Source organism: Humitalea sp. 24SJ18S-53 (genome assembly GCF_050632385.1).
In the GTDB taxonomy this organism is placed as follows: Bacteria; Pseudomonadota; Alphaproteobacteria; order Acetobacterales; family Acetobacteraceae; genus Humitalea.
Genome location: NZ_CP192599.1, coordinates 1,872,283 through 1,891,522, shown reverse-complemented (window position 1 = coordinate 1,891,522; position 19,240 = coordinate 1,872,283). Strand labels below are relative to the sequence as shown.

Genomic DNA, 19,240 nt, shown 5'->3' with positions numbered 1-19,240 from the left:
TGTCTCACCGTCTCCCCTTGCTCGAGGTGGGGGCGTGACCGGCGGCGCAGACAAGGTGGTGCTGTCCAAGCGCACCGTTGATGCTTTCACCTGCCCCCCTGGCCGGAAGGATGCGCTGCTGTTCGATGGACGATTGACCGGCTTCGCGATACGCGCGACGGCTGCCGGCAACAAGGTGTTCATCCTGCAATACAAGCGCGACGGGAAGGTGCGCCGCCTGGTGCTGGGCGAGTATGGCAGCATTACCGTGGAGCAGGCGCGCGGCCTGGCCGAAGTGCAACGCGGGGCCGTGAAGGCGCAGCGAGATCCGCGCGAGGATCAACTGGCCGCAGCTCGAGCGCGCCGTGCTTCGCGCGAAGCCGCCGATCGTCAGGCGGAGGCCGACGCCTTCACCTTCGCCGCGATGACGCAGCAGTGGCACGATGAACACCTGGTGCCGAACCGGTCCCCGGCCCACGCCGCCGAAGCGATGCGAAGTTTCAGCCGCTCCCTGCCGGACTGGCAGGCGCGACCCGCGGCCAGCATTGAATCGGCCGAAGCAAGCGAGCGCTTCCAGCGGATCGCCACCACTAAGCCGGCGGCCGCCCTGCATACCTTTCGCTACGCGCACGCGGCCTTTGCCTGGGCGGTGAAGCGCCAGCTTGTCCCGGCCAATCCCCTTCGCACCGCGGTGACACCGAACAAGCCGAAGCATCGGGATCGCGCCCTGACCGATGCCGAGCTGGGTGCTGTCTGGCGTGCCTGTGGGGCTCTCGGCCACCCCTTCGCGGCTCTGTTTCGCACGATGATCCTGACCCTGCAGCGGCGGGGCGAGGTGTCCGGTATGCTATGGGATGAACTCGCCCCGACGCTCGAGACTTGGACGATGCCGGGCGCCAGGACGAAGAACAGCGCCCGGCATGTGGTGCATCTGGCGCCAGCGGCCCGTGCCATCATCGGCGTGCAGCCGCGTTTCGCCGATTGCCTACAGGTGTTCAGCGCCGCCGGGTCGGGTCCGGCAACAGGCTTTTCCAAGGCTAAGCGGCGCCTGGATGAGCTGGTGGAGGCCGATCGGAAGAAAGCGAAGATCCGGCCTGCAAAGCTCGCCGCGTGGCATCTGCATGACCTGCGGCGGACCGGCGCCACCGCCATGGCGGCGATGGGCATCCTGCCGGACGTGGCGGACCGCATCCTAAACCACCAGGCCAGCAGCACCTCCAGCGGAGTAAAGGCCGTCTACCAGGTGCATTCTTTCGGGGCCGAGCGGGCCGAGGCCATGGAGCGGTGGGCCGATCATGTCCTGGCGGTGGCCGGCGTGGACCCGCCGGCCCCGGACGGTCTTGCCGAGACGAAACCGACCGCGGGCAACGTGGTGCAACTCGCAACACGGCGTCGGTCTCGCGGCAAAGAGTCCTAGACGCCGCGTCCGTCCGCCGCACCAGGCTGTGTGGCGACGTGTGGCAGGGCTTGGCTCGCGGAAGATCGGCCCTGCCAGCCCCCTCCCCACGCGTGTGCCCGTTGGGCTTGAGCATAGAGGACCGCTCCGAGCCTGATCGGTCGAACTACTGAATTACACAAAGTGTAATTATGGTCCTTGACGACGATCGATTCGGGCGCATATGGGTTTCAGCGCCAATGAAAGTGCGCTTCGAAGACTCCGCTCTCGGCAAGCTCGAGACGTCCACCCAAGGCCAGGAGAAATGGCCGGCTGGGGTCGTCAAAGCCTTCCGACGACGCATGCAGTTCATCCGAGCAATGCCGGATGAGCGGGATCTGCGCGCGGCGAAGGCGAACCATTATGAGAAAATGCAGGGTGACCGTGAAGGGCAGCACTCAGTGAGATTGAATGATCAGTTCCGCCTCGTCTTCCGGTTCGAGGAGGATTACGCGGACAAGATTTTGGTCGTCATTGAGATTGTTGACCCTCACTAACAGGCGAAAGGAGGGAAAGATGGAGACGATGGAGCCTGTCGAGCTGCTCCACCCCGGCGCCTTTATCGAAGAGGAGCTGGAGGAGAGGGGCTGGAGCCAGCAGGATCTGGCCGACATTCTAAAGCGCCCTGCCCGCCTCGTTAGCGAATTGGTGAACGGTAAGCGCGCCATCACGGTCGAGACCGCCCGCGGTCTTGCAAGGGCGTTCGATACCAGTGTTGAGCTCTGGCTCAACCTGCAGCGTGACTATGAGGTGGCACGCAGTCGTCCACGTGAGCCGGAGGAGAAGGCTGAAGAGATTGCTGTCGCCCGTCGTGCGCGGCTGTTCGGCCTGCTTCCGATTCGGGATATGACCCGGCGTGGCTGGATCGCCGAAGCTAAGGACGTTGCCGCGCTGGAAGCTGAAGTTTGTAAGTTTGCCAATTGCAATGACTTAGCTGAACTCGAAGGATGCCTGCCGCACGCCGCTCGCAAGTCGGGAGATGCGTCGCTTTCGCCTTTGCAGCGCGCGTGGCTGCTCCGAGCTCGGCAGCTCGCGAACGTTCCTGTGGCTTGCAAGTTCACCACCAAGGCGTTTCCCTCGATCTACGAGCAGCTGAAGCCTTTGCTCAGTGCGGCGCCTGAGGTCCGGCATGTACCGCGGGTGCTAAGCCAGTTTGGTATCAGGATGGTTGTTGTTGAGCCCATTCCTGGCGCGAAGATGGATGGGGCTTGCTTCTGGCTAGATGCTCGATCGCCCGTGATAGTGCTGTCCCTCCGCTTCGACCGGCTGGACTCCTTCTGGTTCACGCTGCGCCACGAGCTTGACCATGTCGAGCATGGCGAAGGCAAGGAAGGCTATATCGTCGACGAGGACACGGGCCCTGGTTCCAAGGATCAGGAACATCGCGATTCCCCTGAAGAGCAGCGGGCGAACCGGAATGCTGGTGCATTCCTCGTGCCTCCCGCTGAGTTGGACGGTTTCATTGCTCGCGTGCAGCCCTACTTCTCGGAGGAACGGGTAGTAGGGTTCGCCAGGCGCATCGGCGTGCATCCAGGCTTGATTGTAGGACAGCTTCACAATCGCGGCGTGCTGCCCCCGTCACACCTGCGCAAGTCTCTTGAAAAAGTTCGAAGCGTCATTGCCGGCGCGGCGGTCTGCGACGGCTGGGGCGTGTCCCCACAAATCTCGGGTTAGAGGAGTTCGGTGCAATGAGCACTCGAGCACAGCAACTGCAGACCATCGTCGGCCGATATCAGAAGCTGAACGGCAAGAGCGAGTTCTTGGCGCGTGACGTGGCCGAGTGGGCCATCTCGCAGGGTCTATGGCAGGAACACCCGTCTGCTGTTCTGATCCGCTGCGCCGAAGAGATCTCGCGCGCCATGCGGGAGGAGTATGTCACCGACGCTAAGGGTCGGAAGGTCCGCACCAAGCACGCGGTGACATGCACGCGCGACGGAAAGCAGCTCACATTCTGGGCTGACATGCGCACTGCGCCTCGGCAGCATATGGAACTTGCGTTTCGACAGCGCCGCCAGCAGATCCTTGGCGACTGCCGCCAGTTGAAGACCGATGTGGATAGCTACAATGAGGCGCTGAACACTGGCGCCCCCATCCAGATCGTCTTCGACTTCATGCTGGACCTCGAAGAACTGGAACTCGCTGCGGCGTGAGCTGTATGGCGCATTTTTTCGGTGCCGATTAGACGCCCAACTAAGCGGCGTAGGTGGTCATTTCCGCATATCAGCCTGGCCGCAACGCCAGCTCACGCTTTCCGCTTTCAGTCACGAGTTGCCAGCCTGAAACTGAGCCGGATCTCTGTGCTGCGTCGAAGCTCAGCCGCTAGAGGCTGCAGGCTCATCGATCCAGCGCTGGCCTGCGCGATCGAGTTTGGGCTGGCGCCGAGGGGCCGATACTAATGCAGCCGCGCCTATCGTGATGAGGGATCAATGAATTGAAACGTTGGAGCTGCCGACCCGAGCGTTAGCGCTCGGCCATCCTAAGGCAACACGCAAGAACTGGTGGCTGCTTGCCACAGTCGCCCGCGATCTCGTTAGGCTGCAACGGACCAATCAGTGGGGCGGACTGCCACGAATAGAAAAACTCGTGGACTTTGCTTGGATCCATTCAGGCGCAATATGTTTGCTTCTACGGATCGGGAGGCGAGCCATCCGGCGACACTCTCTGACTGCAGGCGGTTCACATATCCAATGCAACCGGCTGGCCCGACAACTTTCACCGCGTGACGATCGTGATCGTTAGAAGGATCAGGCACTAAATCCACGCATACGCCGGCTGCCAGGGCAGCGTTCGCCGTCGAATAGTACCGGGTTCCGACCACCTCCAGGATAACGTCCTGCCGCTTAGCACCACGATCCAGCGGATCAATTAAGGAGAACCCGTCCGTAGCGAGCGATGCACCAGTTACAGCTAACAAGCTCAGAGGACTGACAGCACGGTTGGGCCGAATTCGAAACCGCTGCAGATAAACGTCGAAATCCTCGCGCCGCGGCGACGGCAGCCTCCGCATGAAAGCGTCGAGCGCGCCGACAGGAAATGTCTGCGCACTAGTCATTTCAAATGCGGGATATCCGCGATACCCGGCATCCCGGAGCGACGCTAGCGTTCGGCCAACGTTGAAAGAATCAAACTCCGCATCATCAAAATAGCGAAACTCAGTCGACTCGCCACGTTTCACCAGCTCACCGACCGCCCATCGCGTACGATCAGCGACGTCGGGAGGCGCCTGCCACGCGAGAATCAGCCGCGCTGGCTCGCGGATCTCATCAAGCCATTGATCCATGTCAGCACCTTAGCTCCGTCAGCAGCGAATCCCGCCGCGCCCTCAACAGGCGAGACACAAACTCGGCGCGCGCCGGCGTAAATGATATAGGGAATGTGAATTCAACGCACCAACGCAAGATGGTATCGATTTGATCGTCGCTGATTCGCGCGACCTCCAACATCGCCGGGCGTAGCGACGGGAATTTCGTCGCATAGAAGCCTGGCAGCCGGGCAAACTGCCTGCTAGCGCCATCCATTTGCAGCCAGCTGAAATGGTGCCGCCCTTTATCTACGAACTTCTGAAAGCGCTCGGGGCGCATGTGGCTTTCAAGATCCGAATCGCGCACGACGCTTCCGAGGCTACTGCCGTTGTCAAAAACGGGCGCCATCTCGTACACGACCTGCGATCCGACTGACCGGCGTTTCAAAAACCCCCAATTTTGTGAATGTCTGTCTGTGTTTCCGATAAGAGCGTCGAATACGATCGTACGCGCCCACCAAGTTGCGCCACTCACAATACCGTGCTGTTTCGTAAGAATTACGTTCTCACGAAGCGAACCCTGCTTTTCGTCAAAGGTGATATTTCGCGCTTGGAAACGGTCTGATGCATGCAACAAACTAACACCAGGATCATGGGTCGGGCCCAAAAAAAACTCGATTAGTACTCCGCATCCATGCTTTCGAAAATTGTGCTTCGCAATATATGCTGGAGGAACAACTATTCCCGCATGCTGCGCCAATTGATACGCAATCACTTCTGACCATACTTGCTGCACAGAACGCCCAACGGGCGTTTTGAACATGTATCTCCTTCCTCCAATTAAGTAATTTTTGGGAGGAACAATAGGGCATATGAAATGTTGTTTAGGTTTTTGCCCAATCGGATTGATTGGGTAATCTTCGTCTTCATCCCAGTCGCTAATGTCGAGCACATGGCCGGCGGGCTGAATGAAGACGGGAGCTGCTGACATAGGCCGAGGCTATGGGCGGCAACGAGCATCGGCAAGCCGCGTCGCAGGGTAGAACGGCGCGGCATGATGCCGGCCCGGCCGCCCTCAGTCGTCGATCTGCCGAAGCGGCTTCTCCTTTACCTCCGGCCCGCTGCGCGCCTCGTCTTCGGGGCGGACCCTACGCTTCTCAAGGTCGGCGGCCGAGGGCGCGGCAGGGGTTGAAGCCGCCTCCGCAGGAACAGCGCCGGCCTTTAGAAGCCGCACACCTGGCCCGCCGCCATTCTCTTTGATGAATTCGACCCCGGCGGCTTCTAGGGCGCCGCGGATCGCAGCAATGGTTCGTTGTTGTGGAGCGCCTTCGCCCAGCTCAAATCGGGCAACTGTTCGCTTGGGAACAGCGCTGGCTGCCGCAAGCTGATCTTGTGACCAGCCAAGAAGTCCCCGTGCTGCTCTCAGCTGCGCAGGGATAATGGCATCAAAATTGCCGTTTATGGTTGAACTCATTGTGAGAGCATGTCATTAAAAATGCCGTTCCGCAAGGAACGAGCGACCGGGCACGCGGCAGCAACCGCGCACCCGGTCTGACCACACCCGCTATGGAGAGCAGGCAATGGCTGAGGACCAGGATACCAGAACCCAAACGACCCGTCGCGGCGCCCTGGCGGCGCTGGCGTTCGCCTCTGTTGGCGTCGCTCCTGGCTTAGCAACGCCAGTTACCGATGCTGATATCCTGCGCATTTGCGCGCGGCATGCAGTCACCCTGTCGGCCTATCAGCGCGACGGCGGGAAGCTGGAAGCCGAAGAGTGTCCGCTCTGGGCCGCATACCAAGAATCGATCGATGCCATTGATGCAGCCCGCCCCCAAAGCATGACGGGGATCCTCGCCATTGCCCGGGCCGCCAAGCTCGAGGCGCTGGGCCTGGGCGACGATGAGGACCCAGCAAACTGCCCGGCCGCAGACTGGGGGTGGAAGATCGTGAATGACCTGATTCGCCTCGCTGGCGAGCCTGGTGAGGTGGCCGCGTGATGACCCAGCCCTCAATCGGCTCTCCCTCGTCAGCGCATTTGACCGTGCTGGAGCTCTGCGCGGCCGCAAGTGCGGCAGTTGAGACTCACAGCCGGAAGCGTGGCGTCCGGCGATTGTCCTACGGCGACGCAGTCAACTGCTCGGCATTCGAGCTTGAGCAGTATTGTGTCTCTCCGGTCGATCCGCCGCGCATCCTGTCCGCCCGCGAAAAGGACCTTCGTCGCCTCGGCTGGACGTTCATCGCCGCTCCCAAGCTGGTCCGAAACAGTGTCAGTCGTTGTCTTTCCCTCGAATGGAAAGGGTGCGGCTACCTAGCGGTTCCGCCCGGCGGGTCTGGCTTCGCCGCCCGGACGTTCAAGCTCAAGGGCCTCGCGTTCGACTGGGCAGAAACTCCATCGAGAGCTGTCCGGCGACCGATTGTGGCGGGCGGGAGGGCCACGTGATGGCCGCCACCCGCCGCCGCGCCCTGGCGGCGCTTGCCGTCGCTTCGGTCGGGGTTGCCCCGGCTGGCGCGGCCACGAACCCCGATGCCGCCATAATTCGGTTCTGCGCGCAGCACGTCACCAATATCGCCGCCTACAACATCGATGGCGGCGTTCTTGAGTACGATGATGACCCGCTTTGGGCCGCTTACGTGACGACGCTGGACGCCATGTACGCCGCTGTGCCGCAGACCATGGCGGGCATCCTGGCAAAAGCCATGGCGGCCAAGGCCGAAGCGAAGGCCCCCAATGGCAAGGATGCACCGGCGAACTCGCCGGCGGCCATTTGGGCGTGGGACCTGGTGAACGACTTGCTGCGCATCCACGGCCAGCCGGGCGGGAGCGCTGGCTGATGGCCGCCACCCGTCGCAGCGCATTGGCGTCGCAGGAGGCCGCCAAGACCATGGTGGGCTTCCCTGCCGTAGCAGGATACCTTCCGATTCGGCGCGGCCACGGTGGCCACCGAGCGCGGGGACCTCACGCCCCGCCGGCCGCGCCGACCGCCACTGTGAGGGTGCTGCCGCGACGCGAGGCGCGGATTATGGATGATGTAGCCCCCTATCTCACGCCGGAAGGCGTGTCGCCCCGTGTCGCTGCGTTGACGCTCTGCGATCCGGCACTGCTCGCCGCGTTCCATGCGGCGGAGGTTGGGCCGATCCCCCAAGAACTGGTGGAACTGCGGTTCGCTGAGGCTACTCAACAGAACGTTGTTTTTCGCCGCGATGTCAGACCCGGCGAATCACTTGAAGAGTGGGTCAGGCGCAAAGTGCGCGAGAAAATGGTGAATCTCGCAGGCTGGGCTTTGTGTGAAGACGTTCTTGTGCGCCTACGCGATGGCCGTTTGATCGCTTCTGGGAAGCTGTACGGGGACCCATTCGCGACGCGGTGCAATTTCCCGCTCGACGTTTGGCAGCATGGCGGCATCACAGACTGGGCTGGGGGTTCAGCGACCATAAACGGCGGCAAGGTGGTGGCGTTGCTGATACAGCCTGCGCCTCCGCAGACGGACCAGGCACAGATAGACGGTGATCGCCCTTGCGTAGCGATCACGAGGGATCGACAGCCCCGAGGGTCGAAGCCAGGCGAGCACCCCGCGAACGGATCCGAGCGGCGCGCGCCCCTTATATCCGAGGCCGTGGCGCGACTGAACGCTGATCCCAAGCTGTCACTGCGGGCCGCGCTGATCGCGGTTGCAGGGCCGCGCAAGGACCAGGACCCGGACAGCGTGATCAGGCCCTTCCGCGAACAGATGATGCGCGAGGATCCGGTGCAGTACGCCGCATTCAAAAACCGGAGAGGCTCATAGGATCGGATTAGACCGGCGAAATCCGATCACACAATCCCGGACGGCGCTGCGCCATCCCTGCCGCACCAAGGCGAGACTCCCCTCGCCTTGGAGAGCACGGAACACCGCCCATGACCGACCCCGAAACCCTGCTGGACGAAGACGCCACCGCGCGCTTCCTCAGCCTCTCACCTCGAAGCCTTCAGCGTATGCGCGTCGAAGGCGGCGGCCCCGTCTTCACGCGCCTGGGCGAGCGCCGTGTGGCCTATCGTCACGCCGATCTGGTGGCATGGGTGGCCGCGCGTCGTTTCGCTTCCACCAGCGCCGAAACCGCTGGGAAGCCGGCGGCCCGGGGGACGGCATGAGCGGATGGGACTATGCCATGACGCACCGCCAGTCGGTCATCGCGCCTAGCGTGGTCGGCGGATTCTTGCGCCTCGACGAATGGCGCATCGGCGCCGTCGGCTGCTTCTATCCGCCGGCCGATGTGCTGGACCGTATGGACAGTCCGGCGCGTCGTGCGCTGGCCGACCTGGGCTGGTGCATGTGGTGGCGGATCTTCCGCGAAGATTGCCCGGCCGAGGTGGCACACGCGCATATCGAACGCTGCGCGCCTGGCGCCTGGCCCATGGAGCACCCGCACCAGCTTTGGGCCGTGCCTGAAGCCTGGGGGTCTCTGCACCTGGCGGGGTTGCTGGTGCCGCATCTGCAATTCCAGGGCGCCGGGGCCAAAGGGCCCGATGTGTGCGCGGCGATGACGGCGCTGCGCGTCCATGCTGACGTCTTGCGCGACAGCCATGGCCTAACGCCGCACCAGCGAACGCGCAGGCTGGCATTGGCCGCTTTTTGGCGGTGCGAACGGCTGCTGTCCCTCAGCGTGCCGCCGCCCCCGATCGGCGCCGATGCCGGCCAGGATGGGCGGCCGGCCGCCGCATGACCCGGTTTCGACATGATGCCGGCCAGATCGCCCGCATGTTGGCCGGCCGCGCGGAATCGCTGGCGCGCGAGCTGCTGCCAGATGGCCACCGGGAGGCCGCCGAATGGGTGGCTGCCTCCCGCGTCGGTCGATCGCGCCGCAGCCTGTCCGTCCGCATCCAGGGCGATCGCGCCGGGGTGTGGTCGGACTTCGCCGCGGGCCATGCCGGCGATGCGCTGGACCTCGTGGCCCATGTCATGGGGCATAGCAAAGCGGATGCGATGGGCTGGGCGCGGGGGTGGTTGGGCCTCGGGGATGACGCGGCCAGCACCAGCTCCCCGCGCCCGCCAGCACCGGCAGCACCACCGGCGCCCCGCGATGATGCTGAGGGTGCCCAACGCCGCCGCAAGGCGCAGGCGCTTTTCCTCGACGCCCAGCGCGGCATCCTTGGCACGCCAGTCGAAGCCTATCTTTCCGGGCGCGGGATTGTGCTGGGCGACCTGCCTCGCCTGCCCCGTGCCCTGCGCTTCCATCCCGAGTGCTGGTGTGCCGAGGCTGGCGGGCCCCTGCCCGCCATGGTCGCCTGCATTGTCGGGGCCGATGGCGGCTTCCTCGCGACGCACCGGACCTATCTCGCCGAACAGGCCGGCACCTGGCGCAAGGCGCCGCTGGCGCGCGCCAAGATGGTGCTGGGCGGCTATGCCGGCGGCATGGTGCCGCTGAATCGCGGCGCGTCGGGTCTGCCGCTGCACCAGGCCCCGATCGGCGATGCCGTGGTCATTGCCGAAGGCATTGAAAGCGCCCTGAGCTGCGCGGTGCTGGCGCCCGAGCTGCGGACCATCGCAGCCGTCTCCGTCTCCAATATCGCGCGGCTTGTGCTCCCCGCTAGCTTAGCTCGCGTCACCCTGGCCGCCGATGACGACGCGCCGGATTCACCCGCTGCCGCCGCGCTGGCGCGCGCAGTCGCACGCTTCCAGGCCGAAGGCCGGGCCGTGTTCATCGCCCGCGCGCCGGATGGCGGGGACTTCAACGATGCCTTGCTGGCCAGCGGAATTCCGAAATGACGGACAAGCCTCCGCCCAAACCAACGCCGGCGCGCCTCGCCATCATCGGCGCCCCCGCCGCACCGCCCCCGGGCGATGATAACCCGCCATCGCATACCGAGGTGCCCGCCTTCGAGATGCGGGCCGATGGGCTGTTCCGCACAACCTTTGACGGCAACGGCAAGCCGAAGGGCGAGCAGATGGTGTCCGGTCCCTTCGGAGTCCGCGCCTCCACCCGCGACGAGGACAACGAAGGCTGGGGGCTGCTGCTGGATTGGGCCGACCGTGACGGCACACCCCACCGATGGATATGCCCTATGGCGACGATCAACGGCGAGGGCAGCGAGCTGCGCAGTCGCCTGTCCGCAGGCGGCCTCTTCGTCTCCCCGCAGCCTGCGGCCAAAGCTGCGCTTGCCGAATTCCTGGCCCGCCAACAGCCGCCCAGACGGGTGCGTACCACCCCGCGCAGCGGCTGGTACTTCGGCACCAGCGGCGGCGCCGTCTTCGCGCTGCCCAATGCTGTGGTGGGGCAGCTGCCGAAAGAGGAAGTGATGCAGGAGCGGCCGGACACGGCCACGGCCCCAGTCTATCGTCATGTCGGCACGCTCGAGGCGTGGCGTGCGGCCGTGGCCGCTCCCTGCCTCGGCAACCGTCTCTTACTGCTGGCGGCCTCCACGGCATTCGCCGCCCCCCTTCTGACGCTGCTTGGCGAGCCTGGCGGCGGCGTGCACCTGGTCGGCAAAAGCCGCGCGGGCAAATCCACCTTGCTGCGCATCGCGGCGAGCGTGTGGGGCCCGCCGGCCGGGCCGAACGCCTTTGCCCGAAGCTGGCGCGCCACCGGCAACGCCATGGAAGCCGTGGCAGCCGAGCACAACGATGGGCTGCTGCCCCTGGACGAAATCGGCGAGATGGAGGCCCGCGAAGTCGGACCCACCGCCTATGCCCTGGCCAATGGCACGGGTAAGGCCCGCGCCCAGCGCAATGGAATGGCGAAGCCGCCCCTGACCTGGCGCGTGCTGCTGCTATCGACGGGCGAGCTGCGCATCGCCGATGCGATTGCCGCGGCCGGCGGCCGCCAGGCGGCGGGGCAGGAAGTCCGGCTGATCGATTTGGATGCGGACGCGGGGGCCGACATGGGCGCCTTCGAGGTTCTGCACGGCTATGATCGGGCCGCGACGCTGGCCGAGGCGTTGAATGCCGCCGCCGCCGCCCAGCACGGCACCGCCGGCCGCGCCTTCCTGGCTTGGTTGGTGCCGATGGTGGCTACGCGACGGGACTGGGCGGCCGAGGCTGCAGCGCTGCGCATCATCGATTTCCTGGCCGCCTTCCTGCCACCCGCGGCGGATGGACAATGCCGCACCGTGGCCAGGCGCTTTGCGATCATCGCCATTGGTGGCGAGCTGGCGACCAAGGCCGGAGTGACAGGCTGGCCGAAGGACGCCGCATGGGAAGCCGCGGGCGCCTGCTTCAGGGCTTGGCTTGAGCAGCGCGGCGGGACGGGCGCGCGGGAGGATATGGCGGCGGTTGACCTCGCCCGGGCCTTTCTCGAGCGGCACGGACAGTCCCGCTTCGAGGTGTGGAAGGATCGGCGACCGGATTCTGAACAGGCCGAAAGGAGCGAGGCGCCCCACGAATCCCGCGCCGTGCCAAACCGCGCCGGCTGGCGCCGCTGGATTGGCGATGAAGCGGTGACCGGCGGCGGGTTCTGGCGCTTCTACTTCACTCGCGAGGGCTTCATTGAGTGCCTGGGCACGCTCAACCGCAGTGCCGCAGCGAAGGCGCTGCATGCCGCCGGCTACCTCACGCCTGGCGCCCCAAAGAAGGACGGTCGGGCGGTCTGGACGAAGACGGCCAAACCGCCCGGCCACCCGGATGGCGTCGCCTGTTTCTGGGTGCATGGCGTGATTATGGCCGGACCTCAGGACCCGCCGGACGACGATTGACCCGCGCCACGATGGCGCAGGGCCATCGTGCACCCTCAGTTCAACTGAGGGTGGTCCGTCATGGATGCGCAAGGTGGAAATCACGCCAGAGAGGGGTGTCCTTGCGGTATCGCTGGCCATGAATGGCGCGGCATGGCTGGCGCTGGCGCGGCGATGCGATATGGGCGCGTGGTCAAGGCGGGGCGGGCAGGTTCGGCGCGCCCGCATGGCACGTCGTCACCTATCGAATCGCGCGCAACGCCGCGCACGCCGGCCGAGCGTGGGCCGGCCTCCTTGGTCGGCGTATTCTACGGCCTGATGGTCACCGCCGAGTGAATGGGTCCCTCTGGCGCCTGGCCCTATACGGCGGCCAAAGGCGTCCGAGTTTTCTAGTCGGGCCGTCACGAAACAAGGTTACGGTCATGACGGACGCGACGCCTCTACGCCCATGCCTGCAGCGATAGGTGCCCGCGCTGCGGCCATCTCCGAACAGTCGACCGAGATATTTAGGTGAAGCGCGCTCGGTTCGTTTGCACGGATCTGGAGCTGAAGTCAGATGGCTCGCGCTGGGGCTTTGGCGAACAGATGAACCGCGAGCACTCAGCGGAATACGCCAGCTTCTTTGAGCGGGTAGGATCGGATTAGATCCGCGAAATCCGATCACACAATCCCGGACGGCGTCCTGCCATCCCTGCCGCACCAAGGCGAGAATCACCCCGCCCTGGGACGCAAGGAACACCACCCATGACCGACCTCGAAACCCTGCCGGACGAAAGCGCAGCTGCGCCTGGTGCTGCCATCCTGGCGGAAGCGGGAGGCTGAGACGATGAAAGCCAAGGGGAATGAAATGATGACGCCACAAATCTTCGCGCTGATCGATCGGTCTGTGTTCGCGGTGGCGCTGCGCGCTGTTGCCATGGCGCAAGGCGGAACCGCGATCGGGACCGGCGAATGGCTTTTCGCCGCGCTGGGGAAGACCAACCGCGATGATCCCGCGATGCCGACCTGCGCTGCGCATATGGAGCACCTGCTGCGAGAGAGCGCCGGCCGAGGCGACAAATTCGCCGGGGTGACGGTGGAAGCCCTCCCCCGCCGCGCGGGCTGGCGCATTATCGCAGCCGCCGCCCCTGTCCCGGTCACTGTCCCCACCCCTGCCCCTGCGTCCGCCGCCACCGCGGCCGTGGCCTGAACGGGAGGGCATGACGATGAACCTTCGAGACATTCTCGGCCTGAAGCCGAAAGCCGAGACGGCGGCCGCACTTCGCGATGCGCTGGAACAGATGACCGTGCAGCGTGATGCGGCGCTTGCGCGCCTCGCGAGCCTGCGCGCGGAACGTGGCGCCGTGTTGCTCGATGCATCGCGCGAAGCCGCCGAGCATCACGAGACCGAGCTGCGGGCCGTCGCGGAAGAGGCGGAGCGGCTGAGCGCCATGGCGGCGGCGATGCCGGAGCGGATCGCTGCGGCATCAGCGCGCGAGCTTTGCGCGGATCTCGACACCGCGGCCATGGAAGCAGAGGCGCGGGCCGAGGCGGGGGCGGCACTGGTGGGCCCAATTGAGGAGGCAGTGGCAACGCTGGCCCGCCTGGTGGCCGAACACGACGAACACAATGAGGCAGTGCAGACGATCAACCGCAAGATGCGCGAACACGGGCGCAGCAAGATCACGCTGCCGCTTCATCGCATCTGGCCGCGGGCCGAGGTGAGTAACCTCGGGCGCCACCTTGCACTGCCCGGACCGCGCAGCCCGTCGCCAACGCTCGATGTGTTCCAGGCCGAAGTCATCCGCGCCCGCATCCCGCGCGACGCGGTGTGAAGGACAGGCCGCCTGGGTGAGGTTACCCAGGCGGTTGACCAGCTGCGCGGCTGCGGGCGCTTAGGGGCTGGGACACCCCGCCGCAGCGGACAAGTGCACGAGTGTCCGAAACAACCAGCACTGCCGGCAGTGGCTCGCTTTCCTTCGCCACGTGGCCGGCAACCTATTCATGCACCGACATGGTGCCTGGCGCCGTCTGAAGGGGGTAGCGTTCGCTACCCCCTTGCAGTGCTTCGTCATCGCATCGGCCGAGTTAGGGAACCCAAGGCGGTCTCGCGCGACGCCGTGTCCCTCTCAGGACCTTCGGCGTTTCACCACCGCAGGTTGTCCGCCCGGGCACCCTTGCGGGGAGAAATATGCGAGGGGGAGAACCATAGGGGAGACGCTCCGATGCCCCATTTGTTCAATGATTTCCTAGGCTTGATGGGCAAGGGGAGACGGTGAGACGGGGATACACATTTTCCCTAGATACCCCGGAGAGGGGGGCGGCTCTCCAGTATCTCAGGCCATGAATGGCGCTGTTTTGCTGGCTATGGCGGGGCGGGGCGATATGGGCGCGTGGTCAAAGTGGGGCGAGCAGGATCGGCGCGCCCGCATGACGCCTCCCTACCGATCGAATGTCACCACAACCAGCGCTTGCGGCGGCTGAGCGCGGGCGATGAGGGCCACGGCGTCGCGACTGGGGAAACTGTCGGGTTGTGGGTAGTTCCACCGGGGTGGCGTCCCATAGCTGATGGGGCATGCTCGGCATGGCCAACGTCACGCTGGATCGTCGGGCCGACGACGCCGCCGCCGGCGGCGCGTGAATGGGTCCCTCTGGCGCCTGGCCCTATACGGCGGCCAAAGGCGTGCGGGTTTGTTAGTGGCGGGTTCAAGAAAAGGGTTAATCGAGGTTCAGCACGGGTGATCAGGTTAAGCCGCCCGCCGGAGTGGTCGGCAAAAGCGGAGACGCAGTACATCGCGTCTGGCCACGGGCCGAGCTGAGCAACCTTGGGAGAAATCATACGCTACCTGATCGGCATGGCTGGCTCAGGGTTGCCGGTGAGTGAATGGGTCCCTCTGCCGCCCGCCCATATACGGCACACAAAGTCGTACGAGCTCGCTAGTGATCAAGTTGCCAAAGGGTGCAACGCAACGCCCCAGCAGAGTTCTGCCCAGGGACGCCCATCCCGAAGAGTCCGCTAAGAGTCCGCAGGATTGGGGTCCGCCAAATCTGGGGACCCCAATGAGGCGTAAAGCCTTGAAAAGGTGGTGGGCGCTCACGGGCTCGAACCGTGGACCCGCTGATTAAGAGTCAGCTGCTCTACCGACTGAGCTAAGCGCCCCACCGAGGGGGCGTTCTACCTGCATCGGCGGCATTGTCCAGCCCCCCAGCCCCGACATTTGGCCCCACTCGTTGCATGGCTCAGTCCCGCGTCGCCCCGAACTCCACATCGCGGTGCACATGCGCCGACATCAACAGCCCGAATCCCAGCATCACGGTCAGCATCGCCGACCCCCCGTGGCTGATCAGCGGCAGCGGCACACCGCCGACCGGAATCGCCCCCGTGACCATCGCGACGTTCACGAAGACATAGAGGAAGTAGTTGGTCGCCAGCCCCACCGCCAACAACCGTCCGAACTGGTGCCGGCAGCGCAGCGCCACCATGAAGGCAAAGACCACCACCAGCGACAACAGCGCCAGAACCGACATGGCACCGACGAAACCGAATTCCTCGGCGATCATGGTGAAGATGAAATCGGTCTGCTTTTCCGGCAGGAAGTTCAGGTGCCCCTGCGTGCCCTGCAAGAAGCCCTTGCCCCACATGCCGCCGGAGCCAAGGGCGATCTTGCTCTGGATGATGTTGTAGCCAGCGCCCAGCGGGTCGCTTTCCGGGTCCAGGAAGGTGGTGATCCGCGCCCGCTGGTAGTCGTGCAGCCGGTCATAGGCGATCGGCGCCGCGACCGCGGCGATCCCGGCGATGACCGCGAATTTCCACAAGCGCACGCCGGCGGCGAAGAACACGGCCCCCCCCACCATCGCCGTGATCAACCCGGTGCCGAGGTTCGGCTGCTTCAGGATCAGCCCGACCGGGATCAGCACCATGATCGCCGGCGGGATCAGGAACAGCGGATTGCCGACCCGTTCATAGGACGCGCGGTGAAACCACCAGGCCAGCCCCGCGACCAGCATGATCTTGGCCAGCTCCGACGGCTGCAACTGGATCGGGCCGATGTCGATCCAGCGCTGCGCGCCCTTGCCGACATTGCCATGCAGCGCGACCAGCACCAGCAGGCCGACCGCGCCCAGCCAGCCGACCCAGGCGAAGCGGGCGATCAATCGAATATCGACCAGCGCCAGCGACAGCATCAGCACCACGCCAAAACCGAAGCGCAGGATGTGCTTGCTGGCATAGGGCTCGGCCGCCCCGCCCCCGGCAGAATACAGCGCGACATAGCCGACCGCCGCGACGGCCGACAGCAGCAGCACGAAGGACCAGGGGATCAGCCACAGCTTTTCCAGGATGCCGGTGCCGCGTTCGCGCATCAGCAAGCGGCGTTCGAAGCGCATCAGCGGCCACCGCCGAACCAGGAGGCAGGCCAGATGCCGCGGGGGGGCGCCGGCGCCTCGGCCACCGGGGCGGGCGGCGCGGGGGCGGCGGGCGCCGGCGCGGGTGCAGGGGCGGCGATCACGGGCGTGGGTGCGGCGGGGGCTGGCGCCGCGCGGGGCCGCACCTCCGACACGCGCGGGCTCGGCGCCGGGTTCGGCCCGCGCAGGCGATTGAATGTCTCGACCAGGATATCCCGCGCCAGCGGCGCCGCGGCGCCGGAACCGCTGGTGCCGTGTTCGACCACCACGCTGATCGCATATTGCGGATTGTCGTGCGGCGCGTAGCCGACGAACAGCGCGTGCGGACGCCATTCGCGCGGCATCGTCTCGACCCGGAAGCCGCGCTCACGCTGCTCGCGGCTGACGCGGCGGACCTGGGTCGTGCCGGTCTTGCCGGCCATCTGGCCATAGCCGGCCGGCAGGCGGGACAGCCGGGCCGTGCCGCCCTCCTCGTTGATCACCGACCACATCGCCTCCCGCATCAGGCGGATGTCGCGGTCGGGGATGCCGAGGCTGGGCCAGTCGTCGGGCCGCCCACCGCGCACCGGGCGGCCACCGACCGAACGCGTCAGATGCGGCTGCAAGGCCCGGCCGGAGGCGATCCGCGCGACCATGGTGCAAAGACTGAGCGGGGTCAGCTGGTAGAACCCCTGCCCGATCCCGTGCACGACGGTATCACCGAGGTTCCATGGCTTGCCCTGGGCCATGCGCCAGCCCCGCGTCGGCACCACGCCGCGCCGCGTGCCGGGCAATTCGATGTCCAGGTCCACACCCAGGCCGAATCGGTTGGCCATGGCGGCGATCCGGTCGATGCCAGTGCGCTTGGCCATCTCGTAGAAATACACGTCGCAGGAGTATTTCAGCCCCGACCGCATATCCATCCCGCCGTGGCCGTAGCGCGCGTGGCAGTGAAAGCGCGTGTCGCCCAGGTCGTAGAAGCCCGGGCAGGTCACCCGTTCGCCAGGCGTGCAGACACGGGCCTCCAACGCCGCCAGCGCCACCATCATCTTGAACGTGCTGCCCGGCGCGTAGAGCCCGTTGGTCGCCTTGTTGATCAGCGGCGTGGCGCGATTGGCCGTCCATTGCCGCCATTGCGCGGCCGACACGCCGGAATTGAACACATTGGGGTCGAAGGAGGGCTGGCTCGCCATCGCCACGACTTCGCCATTGCGGCAATCCATGACGACGACGCTAGTGCCTTCCTCGATCTTGCCGCGGACCGCCTTCTGCAATTCGGCATCGACGCTGAGCTGGACATCCTGCCCCTGCACGCCTTCGCGGCGGTCCAACTCGCGGATCACCCGGCCGACGGCATTGACCTCCAACTGCACAGCCCCCGCGCGGCCGCGCAGGGTCAGGTCGTGGTGGCGCTCGATCCCCGAACGGCCGACGCGGATGCCCGGCAATTGCAGCAGCGGGTCGCCATCGATATCGGCCTCGGCCGGGGGGGCGACATAGCCGACCATATGGGCCAGGTGCTCGCCCTCCGGATACAGCCGGGTGGTGCCGACATCGACGCTGATGCCGGGCAGGTCGGGGGCGTTGATCTCGATCCGGGCCATTTCCTCCCAGGTGAGGAATTCGCGCACCGTGGCGGGCACGAAGCGCCGCCGGCGGCGGACCTCGCGCTCGATCCGGCTGCGCTCCTGGTCCGTCAAGGGCACGATGCGGGAGAAGGTTTCGAGCGTTGCCGTGACGTCGGTGGTGTATTCGGCCACCAGCAGCGCGCGCCAGTTCAGCCGGTTGCCGGCGATCACCCGGCCCTCCCGGTCCATCACACGGCCGCGCGGCGGGGCGATCAGCCGGGCGGAGAGGCGGTTTTCCTCCGCCAGCGTGGCGTAGCGGGCGCCATCCTCCACCTGCAAGCCATAGAGGCGGGTGCCCAGGAAGCCGAGCAACCCGACTTGGCCGGCGCCAAGCGCCAGCGCCCGGCGGGTGAAGACGCCGCGGCGGCGTTCCTCTTCCTTTTTACTCACGGCAATTCCTCGACCGCGCGGATCGCCGCATGCGCTCGGGTCAGCAGAAAGGACAGCGCCGGATACAGCCCCGTCGAAAGCCCCAGCAGATGCAGCCCCGACACCGGCGGCGGCAAAGACCAGCCGAGCAGCGCCGTCAGGGCATAGCCCAAGGCCGCGGCCCCGGTGGCGAACCCGCAGAAGGCCAGCCAGACCACAAGGAAGGACTGCCGTGCCAGGTGCCGGCGCCAGCGCATCGCCAGCCCATGCACCACTAGCAGGATGAAGACCCCGACCCCAAGCGGGGCGAAGGTCAGCATGTCCTGCAACAGGCCCAGGCCGAACACCGCCGGCGGCGGCATGGCGGCAGGGCGGAACACGCTCCAGAAGAAGACACAGGCCAGGGCGATGGCCGGCACCGCCGAAGGCAGCCCGACCGGCGCCGCCGCCAGGATCATCAGCAAGGCCGCGACCACGGTCGGAAGGGCCGCGCGCGCCCAACCATCCAACCGGCGGAACAACCCCGGCGCCGGCTCCCGGCGACCGACCATGGCCTAGCGCCCGATCCGGTGAGGCGGCTG

Annotated in this window: 20 protein-coding genes and 1 tRNA gene; 14 read left to right on the top strand and 7 right to left on the bottom strand. The window is 65.8% G+C overall.

Annotation, left to right across the window (positions count from 1 at the left end):
- The first annotated feature begins 34 nt into the window (after nucleotides 1-34).
- The 4 genes from ACQW02_RS09125 (at nucleotide 35) to ACQW02_RS09110 (ending at nucleotide 3,564) form a co-directional block, all read left to right on the top strand.
- Complete coding sequence (locus ACQW02_RS09125) at nucleotides 35-1,396, top strand: tyrosine-type recombinase/integrase (RefSeq protein WP_431284957.1); 1,362 nt, start codon at nucleotides 35-37, stop codon at nucleotides 1,394-1,396.
- A 218-nt stretch (nucleotides 1,397-1,614) separates the two neighbouring features.
- A complete protein-coding gene (locus tag ACQW02_RS09120; RefSeq protein WP_431284956.1) occupies nucleotides 1,615-1,911 on the top strand; it encodes a type II toxin-antitoxin system RelE/ParE family toxin in 297 nt (98 codons plus the stop codon).
- A gap of 19 nt (nucleotides 1,912-1,930) precedes the next feature.
- Nucleotides 1,931-3,088, top strand: a complete 1,158-nt coding sequence (locus ACQW02_RS09115; protein ID WP_431284955.1) for a HigA family addiction module antitoxin — start codon at nucleotides 1,931-1,933, stop codon at nucleotides 3,086-3,088.
- A 14-nt stretch (nucleotides 3,089-3,102) separates the two neighbouring features.
- Nucleotides 3,103-3,564: a hypothetical protein gene (locus ACQW02_RS09110; protein ID WP_431284954.1), complete on the top strand. Its 462-nt coding sequence runs from the start codon at nucleotides 3,103-3,105 to the stop codon at nucleotides 3,562-3,564.
- Between the two features lie 380 nt (nucleotides 3,565-3,944).
- Here the strand turns inward: ACQW02_RS09110 and ACQW02_RS09105 are convergent, their stop codons facing one another.
- The 3 genes from ACQW02_RS09105 to ACQW02_RS09095 form a co-directional block, all read right to left on the bottom strand.
- On the bottom strand, nucleotides 3,945-4,694 hold the full coding sequence (locus ACQW02_RS09105) for an HIRAN domain-containing protein (RefSeq protein ID WP_431284953.1): 750 nt from the start codon (nucleotides 4,692-4,694) through the stop codon (nucleotides 3,945-3,947).
- A 1-nt stretch (nucleotide 4,695) separates the two neighbouring features.
- Complete coding sequence (locus ACQW02_RS09100; RefSeq protein WP_431284952.1) at nucleotides 4,696-5,646, bottom strand: HipA domain-containing protein; 951 nt, start codon at nucleotides 5,644-5,646, stop codon at nucleotides 4,696-4,698.
- An 84-nt stretch (nucleotides 5,647-5,730) separates the two neighbouring features.
- Nucleotides 5,731-6,129 carry a helix-turn-helix domain-containing protein gene (locus tag ACQW02_RS09095; protein WP_431284951.1) on the bottom strand — a complete coding sequence of 133 codons (399 nt, stop codon included), beginning with the start codon at nucleotides 6,127-6,129 and terminating at the stop codon, nucleotides 5,731-5,733.
- Between the two features lie 106 nt (nucleotides 6,130-6,235).
- Between ACQW02_RS09095 and ACQW02_RS09090 the strand changes: the two genes are divergently transcribed.
- From ACQW02_RS09090 to ACQW02_RS09045, 10 genes are all read left to right on the top strand, one after another.
- Nucleotides 6,236-6,652, top strand: a complete 417-nt coding sequence (locus ACQW02_RS09090; protein ID WP_431284950.1) for a hypothetical protein — start codon at nucleotides 6,236-6,238, stop codon at nucleotides 6,650-6,652.
- Between the two features lie 442 nt (nucleotides 6,653-7,094).
- Nucleotides 7,095-7,487, top strand: coding sequence for a hypothetical protein (locus ACQW02_RS09085; RefSeq protein WP_431284949.1), 393 nt, complete (start codon nucleotides 7,095-7,097; stop codon nucleotides 7,485-7,487).
- Entirely contained in the window at nucleotides 7,487-8,440 is a 954-nt protein-coding gene (locus ACQW02_RS09080; protein WP_431284948.1) for a hypothetical protein, read from the top strand. The genes ACQW02_RS09085 and ACQW02_RS09080 overlap by 1 nt, the downstream gene beginning before the upstream one ends.
- A 110-nt stretch (nucleotides 8,441-8,550) precedes the next feature.
- Nucleotides 8,551-8,784: a helix-turn-helix transcriptional regulator gene (locus ACQW02_RS09075; RefSeq protein WP_431284947.1), complete on the top strand. Its 234-nt coding sequence runs from the start codon at nucleotides 8,551-8,553 to the stop codon at nucleotides 8,782-8,784.
- Nucleotides 8,781-9,356 (top strand): hypothetical protein, encoded by a 576-nt coding sequence (locus tag ACQW02_RS09070; protein ID WP_431284946.1) that lies wholly within the window; start codon nucleotides 8,781-8,783, stop codon nucleotides 9,354-9,356. Before ACQW02_RS09075 ends, ACQW02_RS09070 begins: the two co-directional genes overlap by 4 nt.
- The gene (locus ACQW02_RS09065) at nucleotides 9,353-10,399 is read left to right on the top strand and encodes a DUF7146 domain-containing protein (RefSeq protein ID WP_431284945.1); all 1,047 of its coding nucleotides are present in this window, start codon (nucleotides 9,353-9,355) and stop codon (nucleotides 10,397-10,399) included. The genes ACQW02_RS09070 and ACQW02_RS09065 overlap by 4 nt, the downstream gene beginning before the upstream one ends.
- The gene (locus tag ACQW02_RS09060; RefSeq protein WP_431284944.1) at nucleotides 10,396-12,321 is read left to right on the top strand and encodes a DUF927 domain-containing protein; all 1,926 of its coding nucleotides are present in this window, start codon (nucleotides 10,396-10,398) and stop codon (nucleotides 12,319-12,321) included. The genes ACQW02_RS09065 and ACQW02_RS09060 overlap by 4 nt, the downstream gene beginning before the upstream one ends.
- A 132-nt stretch (nucleotides 12,322-12,453) precedes the next feature.
- Complete coding sequence (locus ACQW02_RS09055; RefSeq protein ID WP_431284943.1) at nucleotides 12,454-12,636, top strand: hypothetical protein; 183 nt, start codon at nucleotides 12,454-12,456, stop codon at nucleotides 12,634-12,636.
- Nucleotides 12,637-13,090: 454 nt separating this feature from the next.
- A complete protein-coding gene (locus ACQW02_RS09050; RefSeq protein WP_431284942.1) occupies nucleotides 13,091-13,489 on the top strand; it encodes a hypothetical protein in 399 nt (132 codons plus the stop codon).
- A gap of 10 nt (nucleotides 13,490-13,499) precedes the next feature.
- Nucleotides 13,500-14,114, top strand: coding sequence for a hypothetical protein (locus ACQW02_RS09045; protein ID WP_431284941.1), 615 nt, complete (start codon nucleotides 13,500-13,502; stop codon nucleotides 14,112-14,114).
- Between the two features lie 1,249 nt (nucleotides 14,115-15,363).
- On the opposite strand, the gene ACQW02_RS09040 is transcribed toward ACQW02_RS09045, so the two are convergent.
- The 4 genes from ACQW02_RS09040 to mreD form a co-directional block, all read right to left on the bottom strand.
- A tRNA-Lys gene (locus ACQW02_RS09040) sits at nucleotides 15,364-15,439 on the bottom strand.
- A gap of 80 nt (nucleotides 15,440-15,519) precedes the next feature.
- Nucleotides 15,520-16,665: a rod shape-determining protein RodA gene (rodA, locus tag ACQW02_RS09035; RefSeq protein WP_431284940.1), complete on the bottom strand. Its 1,146-nt coding sequence runs from the start codon at nucleotides 16,663-16,665 to the stop codon at nucleotides 15,520-15,522.
- Complete coding sequence (gene mrdA, locus ACQW02_RS09030; protein ID WP_431284939.1) at nucleotides 16,665-18,680, bottom strand: penicillin-binding protein 2; 2,016 nt, start codon at nucleotides 18,678-18,680, stop codon at nucleotides 16,665-16,667. Before mrdA ends, rodA begins: the two co-directional genes overlap by 1 nt.
- The gene (gene mreD / locus ACQW02_RS09025; protein WP_431284938.1) at nucleotides 18,677-19,210 is read right to left on the bottom strand and encodes a rod shape-determining protein MreD; all 534 of its coding nucleotides are present in this window, start codon (nucleotides 19,208-19,210) and stop codon (nucleotides 18,677-18,679) included. The genes mrdA and mreD overlap by 4 nt, the downstream gene beginning before the upstream one ends.
- Between the last annotated feature and the right edge of the window lie 30 nt (nucleotides 19,211-19,240).